General features: G+C 46.1%; 24 protein-coding genes. 14 read left to right on the forward strand and 10 right to left on the reverse strand.

Going from position 1 to position 19,316, the window contains the following annotated elements; translation table 11 throughout:
• Positions 1–46: 46 nt before the first annotated feature.
• Genes A3IE_RS0101195 through A3IE_RS0101205 form a run of 3 tightly spaced genes read right to left on the reverse strand, consistent with a single transcriptional unit; the run spans position 47 to position 2,911 of the window.
• Complete coding sequence (locus A3IE_RS0101195; protein WP_020393743.1) at positions 47–1,708, reverse strand: HAMP domain-containing sensor histidine kinase; 1,662 nt, start codon at positions 1,706–1,708, stop codon at positions 47–49.
• Positions 1,702–2,394, reverse strand: a complete 693-nt coding sequence (locus tag A3IE_RS0101200; RefSeq protein ID WP_020393744.1) for a response regulator transcription factor — start codon at positions 2,392–2,394, stop codon at positions 1,702–1,704. The genes A3IE_RS0101195 and A3IE_RS0101200 overlap by 7 nt, the downstream gene beginning before the upstream one ends.
• On the reverse strand, positions 2,387–2,911 hold the full coding sequence (locus tag A3IE_RS0101205; RefSeq protein WP_026154717.1) for a M23 family metallopeptidase: 525 nt from the start codon (positions 2,909–2,911) through the stop codon (positions 2,387–2,389). The genes A3IE_RS0101200 and A3IE_RS0101205 overlap by 8 nt, the downstream gene beginning before the upstream one ends.
• Before the next feature lie 287 nt (positions 2,912–3,198).
• On the opposite strand from A3IE_RS0101205, the gene A3IE_RS0101215 reads away from it, so the two are divergent.
• Entirely contained in the window at positions 3,199–3,630 is a 432-nt protein-coding gene (locus A3IE_RS0101215) for a LysM peptidoglycan-binding domain-containing protein (RefSeq protein ID WP_020393747.1), read from the forward strand.
• Between the two features lie 283 nt (positions 3,631–3,913).
• The gene (locus A3IE_RS0101220) at positions 3,914–4,828 is read left to right on the forward strand and encodes a DMT family transporter (protein WP_020393748.1); all 915 of its coding nucleotides are present in this window, start codon (positions 3,914–3,916) and stop codon (positions 4,826–4,828) included.
• Between the two features lie 105 nt (positions 4,829–4,933).
• Here A3IE_RS0101220 and A3IE_RS0101225 read toward each other — a convergent pair whose 3' ends face one another.
• Positions 4,934–5,659: a hypothetical protein gene (locus A3IE_RS0101225; protein WP_020393749.1), complete on the reverse strand. Its 726-nt coding sequence runs from the start codon at positions 5,657–5,659 to the stop codon at positions 4,934–4,936.
• 101 nt (positions 5,660–5,760) lie between these two features.
• On the opposite strand from A3IE_RS0101225, the gene A3IE_RS0101230 reads away from it, so the two are divergent.
• Together A3IE_RS0101230 and A3IE_RS0101235 are read left to right on the forward strand one after the other, a co-directional pair.
• Positions 5,761–6,801 (forward strand): CDP-6-deoxy-delta-3,4-glucoseen reductase, encoded by a 1,041-nt coding sequence (locus A3IE_RS0101230; RefSeq protein ID WP_020393750.1) that lies wholly within the window; start codon positions 5,761–5,763, stop codon positions 6,799–6,801.
• Entirely contained in the window at positions 6,798–7,205 is a 408-nt protein-coding gene (locus tag A3IE_RS0101235) for an HIT domain-containing protein (RefSeq protein ID WP_020393751.1), read from the forward strand. The genes A3IE_RS0101230 and A3IE_RS0101235 overlap by 4 nt, the downstream gene beginning before the upstream one ends.
• On the opposite strand, the gene A3IE_RS0101240 is transcribed toward A3IE_RS0101235, so the two are convergent.
• Genes A3IE_RS0101240 through A3IE_RS0101250 form a run of 3 tightly spaced genes read right to left on the reverse strand, consistent with a single transcriptional unit; the run spans position 7,202 to position 9,707 of the window.
• Positions 7,202–8,053: a metal ABC transporter permease gene (locus A3IE_RS0101240; protein ID WP_020393752.1), complete on the reverse strand. Its 852-nt coding sequence runs from the start codon at positions 8,051–8,053 to the stop codon at positions 7,202–7,204. The genes A3IE_RS0101235 and A3IE_RS0101240 overlap by 4 nt on opposite strands.
• A gap of 2 nt (positions 8,054–8,055) precedes the next feature.
• Positions 8,056–8,811 (reverse strand): metal ABC transporter ATP-binding protein, encoded by a 756-nt coding sequence (locus A3IE_RS0101245; protein ID WP_020393753.1) that lies wholly within the window; start codon positions 8,809–8,811, stop codon positions 8,056–8,058.
• Complete coding sequence (locus tag A3IE_RS0101250; protein ID WP_020393754.1) at positions 8,811–9,707, reverse strand: metal ABC transporter solute-binding protein, Zn/Mn family; 897 nt, start codon at positions 9,705–9,707, stop codon at positions 8,811–8,813. The genes A3IE_RS0101245 and A3IE_RS0101250 overlap by 1 nt, the downstream gene beginning before the upstream one ends.
• A 256-nt stretch (positions 9,708–9,963) precedes the next feature.
• Here A3IE_RS0101250 and A3IE_RS0101255 point away from each other — a divergent pair, with 256 nt between their 5' ends.
• Positions 9,964–10,581 (forward strand): protoglobin domain-containing protein, encoded by a 618-nt coding sequence (locus A3IE_RS0101255; RefSeq protein ID WP_020393755.1) that lies wholly within the window; start codon positions 9,964–9,966, stop codon positions 10,579–10,581.
• 58 nt (positions 10,582–10,639) lie between these two features.
• Here A3IE_RS0101255 and A3IE_RS0101260 read toward each other — a convergent pair whose 3' ends face one another.
• Both A3IE_RS0101260 and A3IE_RS0101265 read right to left on the reverse strand, forming a co-directional pair.
• Positions 10,640–11,098 carry a DUF3291 domain-containing protein gene (locus tag A3IE_RS0101260; RefSeq protein WP_020393756.1) on the reverse strand — a complete coding sequence of 153 codons (459 nt, stop codon included), beginning with the start codon at positions 11,096–11,098 and terminating at the stop codon, positions 10,640–10,642.
• Between the two features lie 4 nt (positions 11,099–11,102).
• The gene (locus A3IE_RS0101265) at positions 11,103–11,897 is read right to left on the reverse strand and encodes an AraC family transcriptional regulator (RefSeq protein ID WP_020393757.1); all 795 of its coding nucleotides are present in this window, start codon (positions 11,895–11,897) and stop codon (positions 11,103–11,105) included.
• A 165-nt stretch (positions 11,898–12,062) separates the two neighbouring features.
• On the opposite strand from A3IE_RS0101265, the gene A3IE_RS0101270 reads away from it, so the two are divergent.
• Positions 12,063–12,353, forward strand: a complete 291-nt coding sequence (locus tag A3IE_RS0101270; RefSeq protein WP_020393758.1) for a hypothetical protein — start codon at positions 12,063–12,065, stop codon at positions 12,351–12,353.
• Positions 12,354–12,669: 316 nt separating this feature from the next.
• Here A3IE_RS0101270 and A3IE_RS0101275 read toward each other — a convergent pair whose 3' ends face one another.
• Complete coding sequence (locus tag A3IE_RS0101275; RefSeq protein ID WP_020393759.1) at positions 12,670–13,479, reverse strand: TatD family hydrolase; 810 nt, start codon at positions 13,477–13,479, stop codon at positions 12,670–12,672.
• Positions 13,480–13,561: 82 nt separating this feature from the next.
• Here A3IE_RS0101275 and A3IE_RS0101280 point away from each other — a divergent pair, with 82 nt between their 5' ends.
• The 8 genes from A3IE_RS0101280 (at position 13,562) to A3IE_RS0101310 (ending at position 19,314) form a co-directional block, all read left to right on the forward strand.
• Positions 13,562–14,014, forward strand: coding sequence for a flavodoxin family protein (locus tag A3IE_RS0101280; RefSeq protein ID WP_020393760.1), 453 nt, complete (start codon positions 13,562–13,564; stop codon positions 14,012–14,014).
• 40 nt (positions 14,015–14,054) lie between these two features.
• Complete coding sequence (locus A3IE_RS0101285) at positions 14,055–14,444, forward strand: DUF1398 family protein (RefSeq protein WP_020393761.1); 390 nt, start codon at positions 14,055–14,057, stop codon at positions 14,442–14,444.
• An 88-nt stretch (positions 14,445–14,532) separates the two neighbouring features.
• Positions 14,533–15,159: a LysE/ArgO family amino acid transporter gene (locus tag A3IE_RS0101290; protein WP_020393762.1), complete on the forward strand. Its 627-nt coding sequence runs from the start codon at positions 14,533–14,535 to the stop codon at positions 15,157–15,159.
• A 71-nt stretch (positions 15,160–15,230) separates the two neighbouring features.
• Positions 15,231–16,631 (forward strand): aspartate ammonia-lyase, encoded by a 1,401-nt coding sequence (gene aspA / locus A3IE_RS0101295; RefSeq protein ID WP_020393763.1) that lies wholly within the window; start codon positions 15,231–15,233, stop codon positions 16,629–16,631.
• A gap of 71 nt (positions 16,632–16,702) precedes the next feature.
• Complete coding sequence (locus A3IE_RS0101300; protein WP_020393764.1) at positions 16,703–17,164, forward strand: hypothetical protein; 462 nt, start codon at positions 16,703–16,705, stop codon at positions 17,162–17,164.
• Positions 17,165–17,181: 17 nt separating this feature from the next.
• The gene (locus tag A3IE_RS23355; protein ID WP_281167166.1) at positions 17,182–17,436 is read left to right on the forward strand and encodes an HNH endonuclease; all 255 of its coding nucleotides are present in this window, start codon (positions 17,182–17,184) and stop codon (positions 17,434–17,436) included.
• A gap of 60 nt (positions 17,437–17,496) precedes the next feature.
• Positions 17,497–18,057 carry a Uma2 family endonuclease gene (locus tag A3IE_RS0101305; RefSeq protein WP_020393765.1) on the forward strand — a complete coding sequence of 187 codons (561 nt, stop codon included), beginning with the start codon at positions 17,497–17,499 and terminating at the stop codon, positions 18,055–18,057.
• 177 nt (positions 18,058–18,234) lie between these two features.
• Entirely contained in the window at positions 18,235–19,314 is a 1,080-nt protein-coding gene (locus tag A3IE_RS0101310) for a saccharopine dehydrogenase family protein (RefSeq protein WP_020393766.1), read from the forward strand.
• Positions 19,315–19,316: the final 2 nt, after the last annotated feature.

Here is a 19,316-nt window from a genome sequence, read left to right on the forward strand (position 1 = left end):
TTATCATATAATGATCGATGTAGGAGAATATGGTGATGTTCTGCGATTAGGCAAGCGGCAGGTGCAACAGAAATTCTGCGCCTTCGGTGGCTGAGCCGAGCTGAATATGCCCATTATAGGCTTTCAATAAGGATAGGCTAATTTCCAGACCTAAGCCTGTGCCGCCGGTATTGCGGCGTGTTGTGAAGAACGGTGTGAAGATACGTTCGCGATTGGCCGCAGAAATACCTTCACCGTTGTCATGCACTTGTAATTGAAGTTGGTGGTGAATTGGTTGGCCGCGAATCACTACTTTAGTGGCCCCGTGCGACAAGCTATTATCAAATAAATTACATAGCACCGTTTCCAAGGCATCAGGTGCAATAGCCAATTCTACATTGGGTGATTCCAATAATTCCAAGCTTAAACCACGCTCTTGATAGCGATTTTTCACGGTTTGTAAGAAGTCTGGCCAAGGGGTGGTTTGAGTGCTGGGTTCTAGGGCATCAGCACGCGCTAATTCTAATAAACGGTTGACCAGATTTTTGAGGCGTTGTGTATCGCTGAGTAAATTATCCAAAAAATGCTGGCGACGCTCGGGAGTCATGGCGTCAAAATGTTCTTGTAATAATTCCAAAGCACCTTGCATGGAGGTTAGTGGGGTTTTGAATTCGTGTGAAACATGAGTAGCGAAGCGGCGGATATAGTCAGAGCGCTCGGCCAAGGTGTGTGACATCGACGCGAAACTGTCGGATAGTTGGGCGATCTCATAAGTGACGGGGTGTTTAATAGGCGCAATTTTGGTTTGTTCACCTTTAGCGACTAATTGGGTTTGATGGATGAGTTCGCGAATCGGGCGCGAAATACTGGACGATACAAACACTACTAAAAATATAGCAATCGCCAATAATAAAGCGGTCACCATATATAGTTTATCTTGTACGGTATAGAGGTGCTTCAGGATGTTTTTGGGGGTGCGTGAAAGGTAGATGACCCCTTGTAAACGCTGCCCCTCCATAATGGGAAAAGCCGTAAAAACACGAATATTTGTGCCGCGACTAATGGAATATAACGGCGGAGAAGGTTCGTCCGAGCGACGCTGACGAATCGTACTGGCGTAATAGCCACTCAGGGCTTGTTTGATCTCGGGAATATGGGCCATCGAAAGACGATTTTCTTCTCGCCCACCCACTACAAGACCATTCATGTCTAAAATACGCACGCCAACCAAGGTGACTTGCTGCGTGTTTTGAATCACCGATTGCATCGCCTTGCCGACCTTAAGTGCATAGGGATCTGGCAAGGGTTGCGACAGGGCCCAAGCAGGTGGACGAGGCGGTAAAATCGGACGTACTAAATCTAATTCGGGTGTGATCGGAGTATAATAGGCTTCCGGTGTTGGGGTTTGACGGCTGGTGCTGGCATAAACTTTACTGGGTACAGCCGGTATCATTTTGCCCCCAATCAAGGGTGAATCGGGCGTCAGATAACCATAAGTTTTAGGGTTTGGATGAATAAAGCTAATAATTTGTCGGTAATTGGCGGCTAATACGGCCGATTGAGAAATTAATTCCAGCTCGGTTTGGCGTACCAATTCATTTTCATAGATGCGAAAAAAGTATAAGCCGGCTAATGGCAAGAGCAGCAAAGTTAACATCATAATCAATAAGATGCTGCGTAAGCTGAATCGAATACGACGCGGAAGTGGAAGCTGAGCATTAATTAACATGCGGCGAGCTTATAACCAACACCATGAACCGTTTCAATCACGGCCTCACAGCCTACTTCAGCGAATTTTTGGCGAATATGGCGCACATGACTATCGATAGTGCGATCACTCACATACACATTATTGTCATACGCTTGCTGCATAATGAGGTCGCGATTAAAAACACGATTGGGCGCTCGTACTAGCAGCAGTAACATGGCAAATTCGGTAGCTGTTAGACTGACTAACTGCCCATCCCAACGTACTTGATGTTGTTCGGGGCTCATGCTGAGTTTACCGCGCTGGATTTCATCTTCCGCTTTGGTTTCTTCATTACGAACTGGTGTTGAGCGTTTTAGAATCGCATTGATGCGTGCTACCAATTCGCGTGGGCTAAACGGTTTAGTGACATAATCATCACCGCCAATTTCGAGACCTAAGATACGGTCAATTTCATCATCACGCGACGATAGAAATAGAATGGGCACATTAGAGGATTTACGCAATTCGCGGCACACTTCCAAGCCATCCATTTCCGGCATATTAATATCCAGTACGATCAGGTGCGCTGGTTGTTTACGGAAAGTCTCTACTGCTTGACGACCATCTTCGGCGAGCGTGACTTGCATCCCCGCTTTTTCTAAAGCAAAGCTAATCACGTCACGGATATGTAGGTCGTCATCAGCCACTAGAATATGTTTACTCATGGTTTACACTCGCTTTGCGCAGCAGAGGATCAGGATTCACAAAAAACATTTTATGCCATGCTTGCGGTGCTGTGCGATCTAATTGACGAAGTAGCGGGAAAAGGCTGCGGATTGCATAATGCAGGTGTGGTGCTTTGCCGCTAGCGTTGCCGGTGGAACCCACTGTACCAAGCGCCTGTCCTGATTTAACGATTTGTCCGGCGCTCACCGTGCTTTGTTGAAGATGCGCATAGTAATGTACACGCCAATGCGCACTTAAAATCCAAACGAAATTTCCACCCATTTCATCATAGTCAGCATTCAGTACCAATCCGCTAGCGGCGGCAATGACAGGCGTGCCTTGTTTGGCGAAGATGTCGATACCTTTATGGGCTCCGGATCGTCCCCACGGATAGTACCAAAAGGAGCGCGGATTCCAGTCGGCTGGCGTAGCACCCTGCACTGGAATCCGAACCGATTCTGGGAGCAAAAATCCCAGTGCTACGATGGACATTAAGAAGAGGATTATTTTTTTCATCGTCCAACTTTCCGGTTTAGCTGAGAGAGTTCGAAGACTAGCTTAGGATTTGAACGTGCAGCTACGGTGTGGAGTGTGCTGAGAAATCGCAGAGCTTTTGTGCAGATACTGTGCAGTTTGACCCACTAAACTCCCGTAAGCAGTCTTTGATCCCTCATTTAAGGGAGGTGATTTTTTAAGCTTCACCTTTATTCAAGGGAGTTTCAAACTTAGTGCTTTGATTGATACTGGCTTCATGGTCAACCAGCAGACCGAAACAAACAAACTTCAATCTTAGGAGCACAGTCATGAAAGTTCGTCACATCGTCGCCAGTATCTTAGCCTTCACTATCACAGCGGTTTCAGGCGCAAGCTTTGCCGATAGTATGCGCACTTATGTTAGCCAACCCATGACTAACATTTCCACTCACCATGGTCATGCTACCCCACGTGCTACAACGAGCATTAGTGTAGTAGGCGATTATGGTTTAGGTATGCGCCCAGCGATTCGTGTGGATCGTCATGGTGCACGTTATCACCAAGATCGTTTCGAAAAGCGTTGGGGCAAAAACTGGAATAAGCATCATAACTACAAAGTCATCGTGGTAAGACCCGGTGATACCTTATCCAAAATTGCAGCACGTCGTGGTACTACCGTTTCACGCTTAATGCGCCTCAATAATATGAGTGCTTATGAAGCCAACCACATCGAAATCGGTCAGTTATTGCGTGTTTCTTAATGCTTAATAAGTAATAGGGTTTTGGAAGTAGGCTGATTCTTGGGGGAATTAGTCTACTTTTTGCCGATGCGCCTTGAGAAGCCGCTTCAATAGGCGCAACTTGTAAAATACGGGATTCCTTGTATAGTGTCCCACATGAATCAACAGACACTTTTTACTCTATCCATCCTCGGCTGGCTAAGTCTCCGCGATACCTCACGGAGCAGCTAGTTTTATCGTTATTGGCTGCGGGATAACCCTCAGCTAAGTCTTTTTATCCCGTAGTGCTTTTAGGAGTACCTTCATGCGGGAACAAGCCTTAACATCTTTCACCACAAAACACCATTTTCGTATCGGGTTGTGGTTAGCGTTTGGCGGCACCGTGCTCTTTGCGGTGAAATCTATTTTTATCAAACTCGCTTATGCACAAGGCGTGGATACGGTTACATTGCTAACCTTGCGTATGCTGGTGGCAGCACCTTTTTATCTCGGTGTGCTGTTGTGGCTTTTTTATAAAACTCCTCTCACTCCACCCGTTCACTCTGATCTCGGTATGATGATTGGGCTGGGTTTCATCGGCTATTATTTCTCATCGTTTCTCGATATGCAGGGATTGAATTACATCTCGGCACAGTTAGAACGCTTAATGCTCTATACCTATCCGATTATGACCACTTTATTGGGCTGGTTAGTGTTTCGCGAGGTGATTACTAAACGCATCATGCTAGCCTTGTTGTTCACTTATAGCGGTGTCTTATTGCTCTATGCACATGAAGCCAAATTAAGTGGTGCGCATGTAAGCTTAGGTGCAGTTTTGGTAGGAATTGCCGCCTTCAGTTTTGCGTTTTACGTGGTGTTTAGCAAACGTGTGATTGGTCGAGTGGGTAGCACCCTGTTTACCAGCATCGCCATGTTAGCAGCGACGGGGTTTGTGTTTATCCATTTCTTAGTCACGCATCCTGTGAGTGCTTTATGGGTCAATGCTAATGCATGGTTTTATGCGATCCTCTTAGGTTTTTTCAGTACCGTTTTGCCGAGTTTTATGTTGAGTGAAGCGATTGGGCGCATTGGGTCAGCGCGTGCCAGCATCATGGGTACAGCAGGCCCAATTATTACCATTTTATTAGCGGTCATGTTCTTGAATGAGCCATTCGGTTGGACGCATTTACTCGGGATGGCTTTGGTTATTGGGGGCGTGAGTTTATTGGGTAAGAAGTAAGATGACGAGGGTGGGTTAGCGTGTTTCGCCCTCGGTTGAACAATGGCTCAAAGCCCAGTCTAATAGCTAAGCTGAAGCAGTTTTACACACTTTCCCTAAGCTTGCTTAGGGTTCAAAACGCAAGGCATCCTTAATTTCATCCAAAGCCCAAGTTTTCCCCTTGAATGCCTCCGTGGATTTTTTGTGACGCGGACTGGACATGCTGCCGGAAGTGGTTTGGCACTGGCCTTTCTGCCAGTCTATTTTTACTTCATTGAACATGGCGGTAGCACGATTCGTTTTGGATTGTTGGTAGCTAGTTAGGATTAAGCCATTCTGATCAGGTTTGAACTGAAAAATTTGTTCAATGCGTTGCCCACCAGCGGCATTAGAACGCGTTTGGCTAAAGCGAAACTCCAAGACCTGATCCTGAATAGCAATATGCGCTAGTGTTTCGTCTTTGGTTTCAGAAGGTTTTGCGGGCAAGAACTTTGCGTAGCTTAAGACTTTAACAGGTTCACCACTCAATACCACGACCAAACGCCTACCATTAAGAGGATGTTGATTTTGCCAGAGGCGGATCAATGCTTTGGGTGGTTTTACGAAGGCGGGCAGGGATTGGGGTGCTTCTTGAGGAGCTGCTTCCAATACTATCGCGTAATCAGTTTTTTGATCCTGATTCAATAAGCCAGCGCTTAGCGCTATCGCTTGCCAATGCGGCGGAATATAGGATTTTACCGCAGCCAGATCATGGGCGTCTAAGGCTGAGTAGGGTGTACTAAAAGGATTGCTTGCCGCAAGACTGGGTGTAGCACAACATAAAATAACTAAGCTAAAGATAAATCTAATCATAGTGCTAAGCATAGCATAAGCAAAGCCGTGTAGAACTCTGGGGATTTGTCGTGTGATGTGTCTCAGTCTAAAATGGTTTTTTTAGCTTAGGCACGCGCACTATGTACACAGTTACAGTGAATCCATCCGGTCAACAATTTACGGTTGAAGAAGGTGAGAATGTTCTTGAAGCAGGTTTGCGCCAAGGGATTGCTTTGCCTTATAGCTGTCGTGGCGGTTCTTGTGGGTCGTGTTTGACCCAGATTGAAAAAGGCATTGTGGATTACCCAGAAGGTGAGCCGCTTGCGCTTGCGCCTTACGATATGGAGCGTGGCAAAGCCTTATTATGTCAAGCAGTAGCTATGACGGATTTGGTTGTGCATAACCCTCAGGTCGGCGTGGAGCCTGAGTTAGAGGTGAAGACCTTGCCTGCTCGTGTCGAGAAAATGCGCAAATTAAATCATGATGTGATGGAGTTAACCCTAAAATTGCCTGCTACGGAGCGAATGCGGTTTCGGGCGGGACAATATATTGAAGTTATTTTGCGTGATGGTAAGCGCCGCGCCTTTTCACTCGCCAATGCGCCTTATGATGACCAATATTTAGAATTGCATATTCGCCACGTACCAGGCGGCCAATTCACCACGCAAGTCTTCGGCGAGATGAAGGAAAAAGCGCTGTTGCGTATTGAAGGGCCATTAGGAAATTTCTATCTACGCGACTCGGATCGCCCCATCCTCTTAATCGGCGGCGGCACAGGCTTTGCACCACTCAAAAGCATAGTGGAGCAGCTCAAAGCTAAGGGTATTGACAAACCCGTGAAGTTCTATTGGGGAGTGCGTAGTCAAGCGGATTTATACATGGATTATTTGCCGCGTGATTGGGCTTCGCGCTCGCCATTATTCAATTATGTGCCTGTATTGTCCGAACCAAAGCCAGAAGATCAGTGGCAAGGTCGTACTGGTTGGGTGCATCAAGCGGTCTTGGAAGATAATAGTGATTTAGCAAGCTATGATGTTTATTTAAGTGGCCCACCGCCTATGATTCAAGCCGCACGTGTGGCGTTTATGGAGCGTGGTTTACCTAGCGAACAAATGTATTCTGACTCGTTTGAATATGGTTTAGATACCTTGCGTGCGCTCAGTGCTGAGGCGAAAGCATGAGTTTTGAACTCCATGCGCAATTAGCGGCAGATTGTTTTGTGGTGGGCGATTTGGAGCTATGCCGTTTATTGCTAATGAACGATAGCCATTATCCGTGGTTTATTCTCGTGCCACGCCGTGCGGGTATTCGTGAAATTATTGAGTTAAGTGAGGATGAGCGTCGGCAATTATGGCAGGAGTCGGATTGGCTCAGTCGTGAATTAATGCGTCACTTTCAACCCGATAAGCTGAATATCGCGGCGTTGGGTAATATGGTTCCGCAATTGCATTTGCATCATATTGCGCGTTTCAAAAGCGATGCTGCATGGCCTGCACCGGTGTGGGGAAAGCATCCCGCGCAGGCCTATACGCCTGAGCAAGCACAAGATCGTATTCAGGCGATGCAGGCTGCTTTTAAGCTTTAGAGCGATGCTATGCTGCGCCGTGCTAAACGTTGGGCACGGTAGCGGCGCACGATTTCTGAGCCTACATAAGCACTGCCAGCTAGCAGAATAATCGTAGGTCCTGCAGGTAAATCGGGTGCATACGATAAGGCTAAACCACCCGAAGTAAAAATACTACCTAATACCGTAGCGATCACCATCATTTTGCCGAGTGAATGCACATAATGCCCAGCAATCGCTGCTGGCAAAGTAAGGAGTGCAATGACCAAAATTAATCCCACCACATGAATGAGTAACACTACTGTGACAGCGATTAGGCACAGTAATAATAAATAGAAAAAGGTCACGGGCACATTGCGTAAGCGTGCAAATTCCTCATCGAAAATCACCGCAAGGAATTGGTGATAAAATAGCCCCACCAGTAGAAGCAAAAGCACATTTAAGCCTGCCATCAACCATAAATCTTGTTCGGGGACGAGTAGGATATTGCCGAATAAGTAGCTGGTGAGATTGCTGGTATAACCCGGGGTTTGGGAGATAAATAAGAGGCCAATCGCCATGCCAATCGCCCAAAGTGCGCCAATCAAGGTATCCTCTTGGGCTTGCCAGTGCAGATGAATCCAGCCCATTAAAAGGGCGGAGAGAATCGCCGCCACCAAAGCCCCCAATAACGGGTCAAAACCATAATAAGCCGCTGCGCCCATGCCAGCTAAGACAGAGTGGGCAATGCCACCGGCCAGAAAGGTAATACGCTTAACAACGACAAAGGTACCCACAACACCGCAGCCAAGGCTGGCAAGTAAACCGGCGATCAACGCCATTTGTAGAAAACTTTGCGTGCTAAGCGCTTGTAGAAATTCAGTGATCATCTTTAGGCGGCAGGGGCGAATGGCAGGTGTTGATGCGAAACATGGTGTACATGATAACCATAAAGCTCTTGAATGAGCTGCCCGTCAATGGCGTCGGTGTTGTGGCATATCAGCGTGCGATTTAAACAAGCCACACGACTGACATAATCGGAAATAAACGCGACATCGTGCGAAACCACTACAATGGTCATACGCTTATTCAATTTGCGTAGATGGTCAAAAATATCGGTTTCCAAGCGCATATCAATATTCGCGGTGGGTTCATCCAAGATCAGAATTTTGGGATTACTCACCAATGCGCGTGCCAACATAACCCGCTGAAGTTGCCCACCTGACAAGGCTGAAATAACGCGCTGGGCGAGTTGGTCGGCTTCCACTTCCTGCAATGCTTGTCGTGCGGCCTGACGATCTGCGGCGCTGTAAGGCCCGAAACGTTTGGTAGCGCCTAAACGGCCTAATAAAACGGCTTGCTCTACTGTAATGGGAAAGTCGCGTGCAAAAGCGGGATATTGTGGCACATAACCAATTAACGACCTTTGTTGTTCAGGGGACTTGCCAAAAATGAGCACGCTGCCGTGTTGTAAGGGTAGAAAACCGAGCATGATTTTCAGAAGCGTACTTTTGCCGCCAGCATTGGGGCCAACTATCCCTAAGAATTCGCCTTGGGCAATGCTTAGATTAACGTTTTGTAGTACCGGCGCTAGTCCATAAGCAAAGCTGACATCCTGAATATCAATCGCAGCAAGTTGCTCATTCATTACTTTTCTCCAGCAATCAACCTAGAGACCTGACGTAAATTTTCTAGATAGTCATAGGCTAAAGGATTGGCTGCGACGACTTGTCCTTCAATGGCTTTTGCAACTTGCTCAGCGGCACGTTGACTAAATTCAGGTTGCACAAGAATGGTCTTAACCTTGGCTTGTTTTGCTTGTTCGATAATCGTCGCCAAGGTTTTTGCACTCGGTTCTTTGCCTTCTGATTCAATCGACAATTGCACTAAACCATAATCATCGGCGAAATAGCCCCAAGCGGGGTGGAATACCATAAAGGTTTTTTGCCCAGTCTTGGCAAAGCGCGCGCTTAATTCTTTATCGAGTGTTTCCAAATCAGCGACAAACGCTGCGTAATTTTTCTCAAATTCAGCTTTGTGTACAGGACGTAATTCGCTAAATAGCTCCCGTAATTGAGCTGCCATTTGTTTGGCAAGGCGCGGACTCGTCCATAAGTGTGGGTCTAATTCATTTTCCACAGCGTGGGCATGGTCGTCGCCATGCTGGTGTGCTTCCAACTTGCGTAAGTTTAAACCAGTACGTGCATCAGCAATGCGCATCGTTTTATTAATACTTTGAATACGCGGTAATAAACCCTCTTCAAAAGGCATTCCAACGCGTACAAAAATATCCGCTTGCGCTAATTCGGCGATTTGACGCGCACTGGGCTCATATAATTCTGGACTGAAACCCGGTTGCACTAAGGCTTCCGCTTTGACGAAGGCCCCGCCCACACGCTGCGCAAAATATTGTTGAGGGACAACACTGGTAAAAACACGCAACACAGTTTCATCACTAGCAGGGCTTGCTTGGGTAAAAAAAAGAAGCATCAACACAAAAGCTTGCCATAAAACGCGTTTGTGCCATGAGTAAGACAACATCATTACCCGCTATTCCTTGTATAACACAGAAGGTAGATTAGTGTAGAGTAAACGGGGTCAAAGCTCTATAAAAATTGAAACTAAGTTGCAATATTTGTTAGCAAGCCGCTAGGTATTATGAATTCATGTTACCTTTTGTTTTACACCATATTACTAGGAAATGTTGACTGATTTCGTTATCTTTTAGCGTGCTTCAAGCGAATGCATTTGGGCACTATAACAACTAAAGCTTAATGACAAACGTTCAAAGGAATGGGCTATGAACCTCTCAGCAATGACACAGTTAATCCTGCAAAATATTCCCGTTTTTATGCGCCCCACGGTAGAAGATGGGATAACACTGCGCCGCTACAGTGATTTTTTTACGCGTTATGAAACAACGGTTATCAAAGGCTTTTACGACCTCATTTATTCTGATCCTGAAGCACATGCGCATATCACCGGCATGACACGCCAGCAGCGTGAGTCCATTTTGCAAGAATGGTATCGTGTTACCATGTCAGCCGGTTTCGATGATTTGTATTGGAATTGGCAAGCCTTAATGGGCATTGTGCGGGTGAAACATAATGTCCCCAATTCGGCAGTACTGAGTATGTGGTCATGGATTATGAATTTCTTGCAAGAGCGCTTACTGGCGGAGTTACCAGCGCAAGAAGCGCAACAGGTTATTCATATTCTGCACAAGTTACATGCTACGGTGTGTGGTTTGATTATCGAAAGTTTCATTTATACCCGACAAGAAGCGCTGACACGTGCATCCGGCTTAAATGAGCGTATTTTGGGGCGCTTGGTGAGTATTGAAATTGACCAGTTAGTCAAGCAAGGGCAAAGTTTGGTCGCCGAACAAACGCAATTACGCATGGCTGCCGCCGCCTAGGCTAAGTCTTGTTATCCTCCTCGCCTTTTGCGAAGCGGGTGTTAAGAGGAAATGGGTGTTAAAATGATGCGTCAAGGGCTTCGGGCGGAAACAGTTTTTTGAAGGTAAAAGCCTCTGCACTGGGCTCTTGCGTTTGTAATTGCTCCAAACGCTGTTTCGCTTCTTCGACGCTTGGCTGATGGCCTGTGGGAACCCACCATAACACCATATAAGCCTGCGCCATGCGTGCAAACCATTCGCGGCGGCGACTCATAATTGGCGCATGGGCGCTACGATAGACAAACTGATGCAAGGCTTCTACACTGTCCCACACGGATAAATTAACAATCACATCCTCACCAAATGGACGTAAGGCTGTCGCGTCGCCCGCTGCTGTTTGTAAGCGCCACACAAAGCCCTGAGATTGTTCTGCTAGCGCATTGATGCGATCTAAATTATCGACAAAGTCCTTGAGTTCCGGTGAATCAAGGGGTGCTAATAATGTCGCAATATTCAATTGAGCGAGTTGATATTTCATCGCATTAGATTCTCATAAAATGTTGTTGATACGTTTTTGGGGTAAGGGCCAGGCGTCTTTTGAAGTGGCGCTGAAAATGAGCCTGATCTGCAAAGCCTAGTGTTTGAGCCACTTCACTTAAATGAGCACCTTGCCGCAATAAAGGTTTAGCTTGTTGGATGCGCCGATCCAATTGAAACGCATGAGGTGGTAAACCATAAGTTTTCTTAAAATGCCGCACCAACTGATAAGGTGTCAAACCAGCTACTGCACTGAGTTCTTGCAAATGGAATTCCTGATCCGCTTGTTCATGTAGTAGATTTCTTACCCGCCGCAAACCGGCTGGCTCAATCATTTGAACAGTGGGTTCGTGTCTTCGCCACAAAGCACCACATAAATCGATGAGCTGAGACTCGATAATGAAGGCCGTCTCGTCCTCTACCACGCTAGTAAATAGTGCATTGAATAAGTTGTGAAGCTTTGGAGAGTTTTGATAAGGGTGGGCAAAGCTTAGTGTTTGAGAGCTTTGGAGTAATGTGTTTAAGTAGGGTGCTTCGACGAATACCATACGATAAGACCAAGGTTCAGCGCTGGGATTGCAAGCATGAACTAATGCAGCATCTATGGTGATGAGATCACCGACTTTAATGAAGCACTGTTGTTGACCCGATTGATACAGTGCCTGCCCCTCATCCACTAGCCCGATTGAATACTCAGCATGAGTATGTAGATCATAGCCGATTGAACTGCGCCAATTGCGACGCAACTCAATCGCCATAGCTGCGCTTGAGCGTTTAAGCCAAACGCTGGGCTGCTGCATATCAAACTTCATAAACTTAAGGACAGATAGATTCAATAGTCGTTAGTTTACCGCTTCGCGCTTGGGAATGATTGAATGAAATTGCAGATTAAGTTTTATCTACTTAAAGTTAAAAGCTAATATTATAGCTATAGTAAAGAAAGATTAACTATTAAAGGTAATATAATGACTTTTAGTTTTAATACACCAGAATCTTTATTACTTGTCATAGCAGCTAGGGCGAAGGCAAGGCGTTTGGCGGAAAAACTGACACGGCGCACCTTAGCTGGTAAATCGGGTGTAGCGGAGGCCAATATCAAACGCTTTGAAACCACTGGGCAGATTAACTTTCAGAACCTACTGAAAATCGCGTATGTGCTAGGGGAGATGAATGAGTTCGAGCGCTTATTTCAAGAAAAACCGCCCCAAATGATTGCGGAGCTCAGCAAAAAACCAAGGCAACGAGGGAGCTTATGAAACATACCACACACTTAAAAGTGTTGCTGGCGGGGGCAGTGGTAGGGGAGTTAGGGGTTGATCCGCGAGTATGATTATCAATCCACTTTAACAGCTCATTCACGTCGTGATAATGCTTGCCCACGCCTTTACCAAAATACCCTAACTCTGCCCACAAAAAGGCGGTTCTAAAGCTTGACGTACCCGCTCATCAAATGTGGGGTCTGGACGTGGTTGGGCGAATGTAACTGAGCTGGTAAAACAGAATAAGGCAGTGGCCTAAATAGCGTTTATCGCTTAAACCCAGTGTTGAATCCCTAGGGTTTGAGCTTAGCCTTTAATGAGAACCATTCCAAAACACTCGCATACTGTTTTGCCAGACCTGCGGTAATAGCTCCTCCACCGCTAGACCCTTCACTCTTGCCACTTGCTCCGCAATAAAGGGTAGATACTTCGGTTCGTTTTTTTGTCCCCGATAGGGGATAGGGGTTAAATATGGTGCATCGGTTTCAAATAGAATTTGTTCGACCGGTGTTAAACCAATAATTTCTCGCACATTGTCCGCTGGTTTAAAAGTGCTAATGCCATTGAAACCTAAACAGAAACCTTCGCCTAAACAGTATTCCGCCAAGACTTTACTCGAAGTGAAGCTATGAATGACTCCGCGTTGCTGCATTAATCCAACGAAGTTTTGCAAAATCGCTTGCGTATCTTCATCCGCATCACGGGTATGAATGACGACGGGCATATTTAAGTCAATGGCGATTTGTAATTGGCTTTCAAACACTTGACGCTGGACGGCACGGTCGGAGTGATCATAGTAATAATCCAAACCAATTTCGCCAATCGCCAGCATTTTGGGGTGTTGGGCATTCGCACGAATCTGTGCTTCAACAGCCACGTTATAGTCTTTGGAATCATGTGGATGAATCCCTTGTGTCCCCCAAACTTGCGCGTAGTGTTGTGCCAGTTGCATCACAGCTTCCAGATTGTCCGGCGATACGCCAATGGTAATAATCCGCTCAATATTCACGGCTTTGGCGGCTTCTAGTGCCGCTTCCAGCACTTCACCTTCAAGATAATCAAGGTGGCAATGCGTTTCGATAATCGGGTGATTGAAAATTGGAATGGGAGGTTTTTTCGACATCTTAATCAATACACGGGTAGTTTGAATGGCTTTGAAGCGTGCATGATACTATCAAACTTATTGGCCAACACGAAAACTGAAGATGCGCCCCTTATTGCTTATCGCGAACACGCCCTCGGACAATACGCTAGCCTTGCGCCAAGCGGTGGCGGCTGGTGCAAAGCGTACTGATTTGCCAGTACTTGAGCTATCGCCTTTTGAGGCTAATGCTGAGCATGTCTTGAATGCTAGCGCGATTATTTTGGGCACAACCGAGAATTTTGGCTACATGAGTGGTGCGCTGAAGGACTTTTTCGAGCGCATTTATTACCCTTGTTTAGAGCAGACCCAAGCGTTGCCAGTGGCGCTTTATGTCCGTGCGGGGACTGATGGAACGGGTACCGTGAATAGCGTGGAACGTATTATGATCGGCCTACGCTGGAAGCTGGTACAAGAGCCTATTGTACTGAAAGGTGCATTCAGATCTGAGTTTTTGCAAACCTGCGAAGAGTTGGGCGAGGCCATGGCCGAAGGCGTTTTATTGGGAATTTTTTAACGCAACACAAAAATAATTTTTTTATTGAGGGGTTTTATTAATGGACAAAGCTTTAATTCAGCACGTCTCCGATGCCACTTTAGCCAGTCGAATGGCTTTTCCTGAGGTGGTCGGCAATCTGCTCAAGGCCGATGTAGATTACTATTATGTGGATTATGTAAAGCAGGGCAAAACCTTTTATAGCAATGACGGGCAAACTGTGGAGACCCTGATTCATTATCAAAATTTGCCGCCTATTGCGCGGGCTTTAGATAAACTCACCCTCAAAACCATTATTCTCGACAGCCAAGTTAATCATCAGTCTTACGAAATCTTTACACGCCGCTCCATGGCTGCGGGTGTGGTAGGCTATTTTGCGTTTTTAAATGGACGGCGTGTAGTGTATTGGGGACGTGACGGCGAAAGTCATACCGAATATTTCCCCGATTAACCTGCTTTGCTCATCAGCGTTGAGCTAGAACCATAATTACTCAAGCGATGGGCTAGCTCAGATTCGTAGTTTTATCGAGAAACGTGAAATGGCCGTAACCGCATTCATGAAAGGTTTTGGCATGGGCGCTGGCTTAATCGTGGCGATTGGTTCGCAAAATGCTTTCGTTCTCACCAGTGCATTGCGCAATCAGCATGTGATGCTGGTGGCAGGCTTATGTATTCTGATTGATGTAGCGTTGATTAGCGCAGGGGTTTGGGGGCTAGGCACATTAATTCAACAGTTTCCTTGGCTATTACAAATAACCACTTGGGGCGGTGCAGTGTTTTTGTTTATCTATGGTTTGCTAGCGTTTAAACGTGCGTTACATCCTAGCCAGTTGACGGCCAATAGTGCAACGGCTGCTAGTCTACCAGCCGCCATCTTAACAACCTTAGCCTTGAGCTTACTCAATCCACATGTGTATTTGGACACGGTAATTTTGTTGGGTAGTCTGGGTGGTCAATTGCCCCAACCGCAAAATATTTGGTTTGCAATTGGAGCGGGGTTTGCTTCGCTCACGTGGTTTAGTTTATTAGCATGGGGTGGACGGTGTTTAGCACCTTGGTTTGCCAATCCCATGAGCTGGCGCCTACTGGATACACTTGTCGGGGTGACGATGTGGTCAATTGCGTTTAGCCTTACGAAAGCCTCACTATTTTCACTTGCCACTTAAAATTCACTCTGAAACGCGGCTATTTCGGTAATAATAGATGGCTTCTATATCCTAAAAATACGAGCCACCACATGACCACCACCCGTATAGAACATGATTTACTCGGCGACAAAGAAATTCCAGCCGAGGCTTACTATGGCGTACACACCTTGCGCGCTGTCGAAAACTTCCCTATCACAGGCGTTTCGATTTCCATTTATCCCGATTTGATTTTGGCACTGGCTTATATCAAGCACGCGGCTGCTCTCGCTAATCACGACTTAGGGTTGTTAGACGACATCAAAACCACGGCTATTGCCAAAGCGTGCGAGCAAATTTATGCGGGGCGCTGCCATGATCAATTCGTAGTGGATGTGATTCAAGGCGGGGCAGGAACTTCCACCAATATGAATGCGAATGAGGTTATTGCCAATTTAGCCTTAGAAAGTTTGGGTGAGCCGAAAGGCGCTTATAAAGTGCTGCATCCAAACGAGCATGTGAATATGAGCCAGTCAACCAATGATGTGTACCCCAGTGCATTGAAAGTCGCAGGCTATTTTGGCGTGATGAAATTACTCACGGCGATGTCGGTATTGCGTCAATCGTTTGAAGCGAAAGCGGAAGCATTCAAAGATATTTTGAAGATGGGGCGCACCCAATTGCAAGATGCAGTGCCTATGACCTTGGGACAGGAGTTTAGTACTTATGCGGTAATGTTGGGTGAAGATGAACAGCGTTTGCGTGAGGCTTTGTCCTTAATTACCGAAATAAATCTAGGTGCAACCGCGATTGGTACCGGTATTAACACGCGTCCTGAATATGCAGCCTTGGTGTGTAAACACTTACGCGAATTAACCGGTGTGCCGGTCATCACTGCCCCCAATCTCATTGAGGCGACCCAAGACTGCGGCGGCTTTGTGCAATTGTCGGGTGTGTTGAAACGTATTGCAGTAAAGCTTTCTAAAGTTTGTAATGACTTGCGTTTACTCTCGAGCGGGCCGCGTGCAGGCTTTGGGGAAATCAATTTGCCGCCGATGCAAGCGGGTTCATCGATTATGCCGGGCAAAGTCAATCCGGTGATTCCAGAGGTCATGAACCAAGTGGCTTTTGAGGTCATCGGGAATGATGTGACGGTCACATTTGCGGCGGAAGCGGGTCAGTTACAACTCAATGCCTTTGAGCCAATTATTGCGCATAGCCTCTATAAAAGCGTGAATCATCTGCAAAATGCCTGCTTGACTTTGGCTCATAAATGCGTGGATGGCATTACTGCTAATCGTGATCACTTGCGTCGCACGGTAGAAAACTCAATTGGCATTGTCACTGCGCTGAACCCTTATATTGGCTACACCAATGCGACGGAAATTGCGCAAGAGGCTTTGGTAACAGGCGGGAGTGTCTACGATTTAGTGCTGGCTAAAGGTCTATTATCAAAAGAAAAGCTGGATGATATTTTGCGGCCTGAGGTGTTGACGCAGCCACGATTAGTTTAGGGTTCTAAAACCGTTAGTGTTTAGGCAGCTTTATCATAAAGTTTTCTTTTGATAACTGATAGGAAAGCATAATGGCAAGCACGTTAAGCAAGAAACAATGGTCTGAAATTCTTCGCAATACAGAATTAACCCATGAAATGGACTTAGCTATTTTTCAAATTTTGTACTCGTCTAATGAGTATAAGGCTTATGCTAGTCAAATAGGTATTTTGTTGGGTTATCAAGGTACCCACCCTCATGCCCCTTTAAATTCGGAGATTGGCAGGTATGCAAAACGTATCGCTAGATTTTACGATATTCAACTGACACAACGCAGCTCAAAAAGGTATAAATACTGGGATTTGTTTTTCAATGGCTGGGAAGAGGGGCGTTTTTTTGTATGGCAATTAAAGCCAGAGCTTGTAGATGCATTAGTAGATTGCCACTTAACAGGCGAGCAACCTTATGCTGAAGAATTAGTTTTTGATCCAGAAACAGAGTTTTATGAGGGTGCAAAAAAACCATCATCGTTAACGCTTATGAAAGAAATATAAAAGCCCGTAAACAATGCATTGCTTACTGGGGTAAGCGGTGCTCGGTCTGTGAGTTTGAATTTTCTAAAGTTTATGGCGCTATTGGTGATGGTTTTATGCATGTGCACCATTTAGTGCCCGTGGCATATATTGGTGAACACTATCAAGTTGATCCTATCAATGATCTCAGGCCAGTTTGCCCTAATTGCCATGCGATGTTGCATACTGCTAATCCACCATTAGAAATAGGGCAGCTAAAAGCGTTGCTTCGATCCAATAACGCCAATATCTAAGATTTGTGTAAGGTCTTGACTGCATGTTAAAAGAAACCTTTATAACGGGAGTACTCAATTGTGGAAGCTCAGCGCTTAAAAACCGTTGCCAATCTACTTGAATTGCATGAAGAACGTATTGAGCTAATCCATGGTGAGATAGTAAAACGCCCCATGGCGCGTTCTGAGCACGCTTTAGTTCAATCAGGATTATCTGACGAAATCCTGCCTTTCAAACGCCGCTCAGATGAAGGTGGTTGGTGGGTCATGACCGAAATCAGTGTGCGCTATAATGAACATCACGCGCCCACTCACGATTTAGCAGGGTGGTGTAAAGAGCGCCATCCAAAACGCCCGCAAGGTGTAATGGAGTTGTTGCCAGATTGGGTGTGCGAAATTACCTCCCCAGGGCATGAGCGCAAAGATATTTTCACTCAATTTATGGCTTTACAACGTTATGGTGTGCCCTTTTATTGGATTATCTCACCTGAAGATCGCACCCTGATTGCTTATCAACTAGTGGGTGAGCATTATCATGTGGTGTTTTCTGCCGAATACCGCGATGTACAAGCGGCTAAAGTGCGTATTCCCCCGTTTGCTGAAGCTGAAATTGATTTGAGTATTATTTTTGGTGACGCATAGACAAAAATAGTGGTTTTTTACCCGAATTATGGCTATGTACTTGATAATTTCCTGCTTACTTTAAGCTGGAAGATAAAGCTAGCACCAGCTACCGCAGCGCTTTGACTTTTCAGCGCAAACTCTGCAAAGTTGACAAAAAGCACCGTATAAGTGCTTCAACTAGGAGGAAGTATAACAATGACATTTAATCGCATCGCTGTTCTCGGTCTGGGTAAAGTGGGTGCTCTTGCCGCTCAATTACTGCACGATACGGGTTTTCAAGTCACCGGTATCGATAGCCAAGCGTTTGAACCAAAAACGTTCAAGACCCAAGTGGCAAATTTATCCGATCTTGCTAGTCTGCAAACCACCCTAACCCCTTATCAAGCTGTACTCTCATGTTTGCCTTATCACCTCAATAAAGCTATTGCCAAGGTTGCGCATGATCTTGGTATGCACTACTTTGATCTGACCGAAGATGTGCCTACTACTCAAGCGATTATTGAGTTGAGCAAAACCTCTAAAGGTTTAATGGCGCCTCAATGTGGGCTTGCACCGGGTTTTATTGGGATTGTGGGGGCACACTTGGTAAACCAGTTTGATAAAGTGCGCTCATTACGTTTGCGGGTTGGTGCTTTACCACAAAATCCAACGGGACTGTTAGGGTATGCTTTCAATTGGTCGCCAGAAGGGGTGGTAAATGAGTATCTCAATGATTGTGAGGTGATTGAGGGCGGGCAGCATAAATGGGTGTCAGCAATGGAGTGGCTGGAAACGATTTATATTCACGGGATTAAGTTAGAGGCGTTCACCACCTCGGGTGGTTTAGGTACGATGTGCGAAACCTATTTAGGCAAAATTGATAATCTCGATTACAAAACCATGCGTTATCCGGGGCATGTACAGTTGATGAATTTCTTTTTTCATGAGCTTTTGATGCGTGAGCGGCGCGAGGAAGCGGGGCAGATTCTTACGAATGCGAAACCACCTGTGGCGGATGATGTGGTCTATGTCCATGCGGCTGCGGAAGGTTGGCAACATGGGCGTTTGGGGCGCAAAGAATTGGTACGCGCTTATTATCCTGTAGAGGTCAATGCTGTTATGCGCACCGCGATTGCGTGGACGACTTCGGCCTCTGCCTGTGCAGTGATTGAATTAGTGAGCCAAGGCTTATTGCCGCAACAGGGCTTTTTAAAACAAGAAGACATTCCACTGGATTTATTGCTTAAAACGCGTAATGGTTCGCTGTATAACCGATTTGAAACGCAAGGAGCTTGAAA

Source organism: Thiolinea disciformis DSM 14473, from assembly GCF_000371925.1.
GTDB classification, from domain to species: domain Bacteria; phylum Pseudomonadota; class Gammaproteobacteria; order Thiotrichales; family Thiotrichaceae; genus Thiolinea; species Thiolinea disciformis.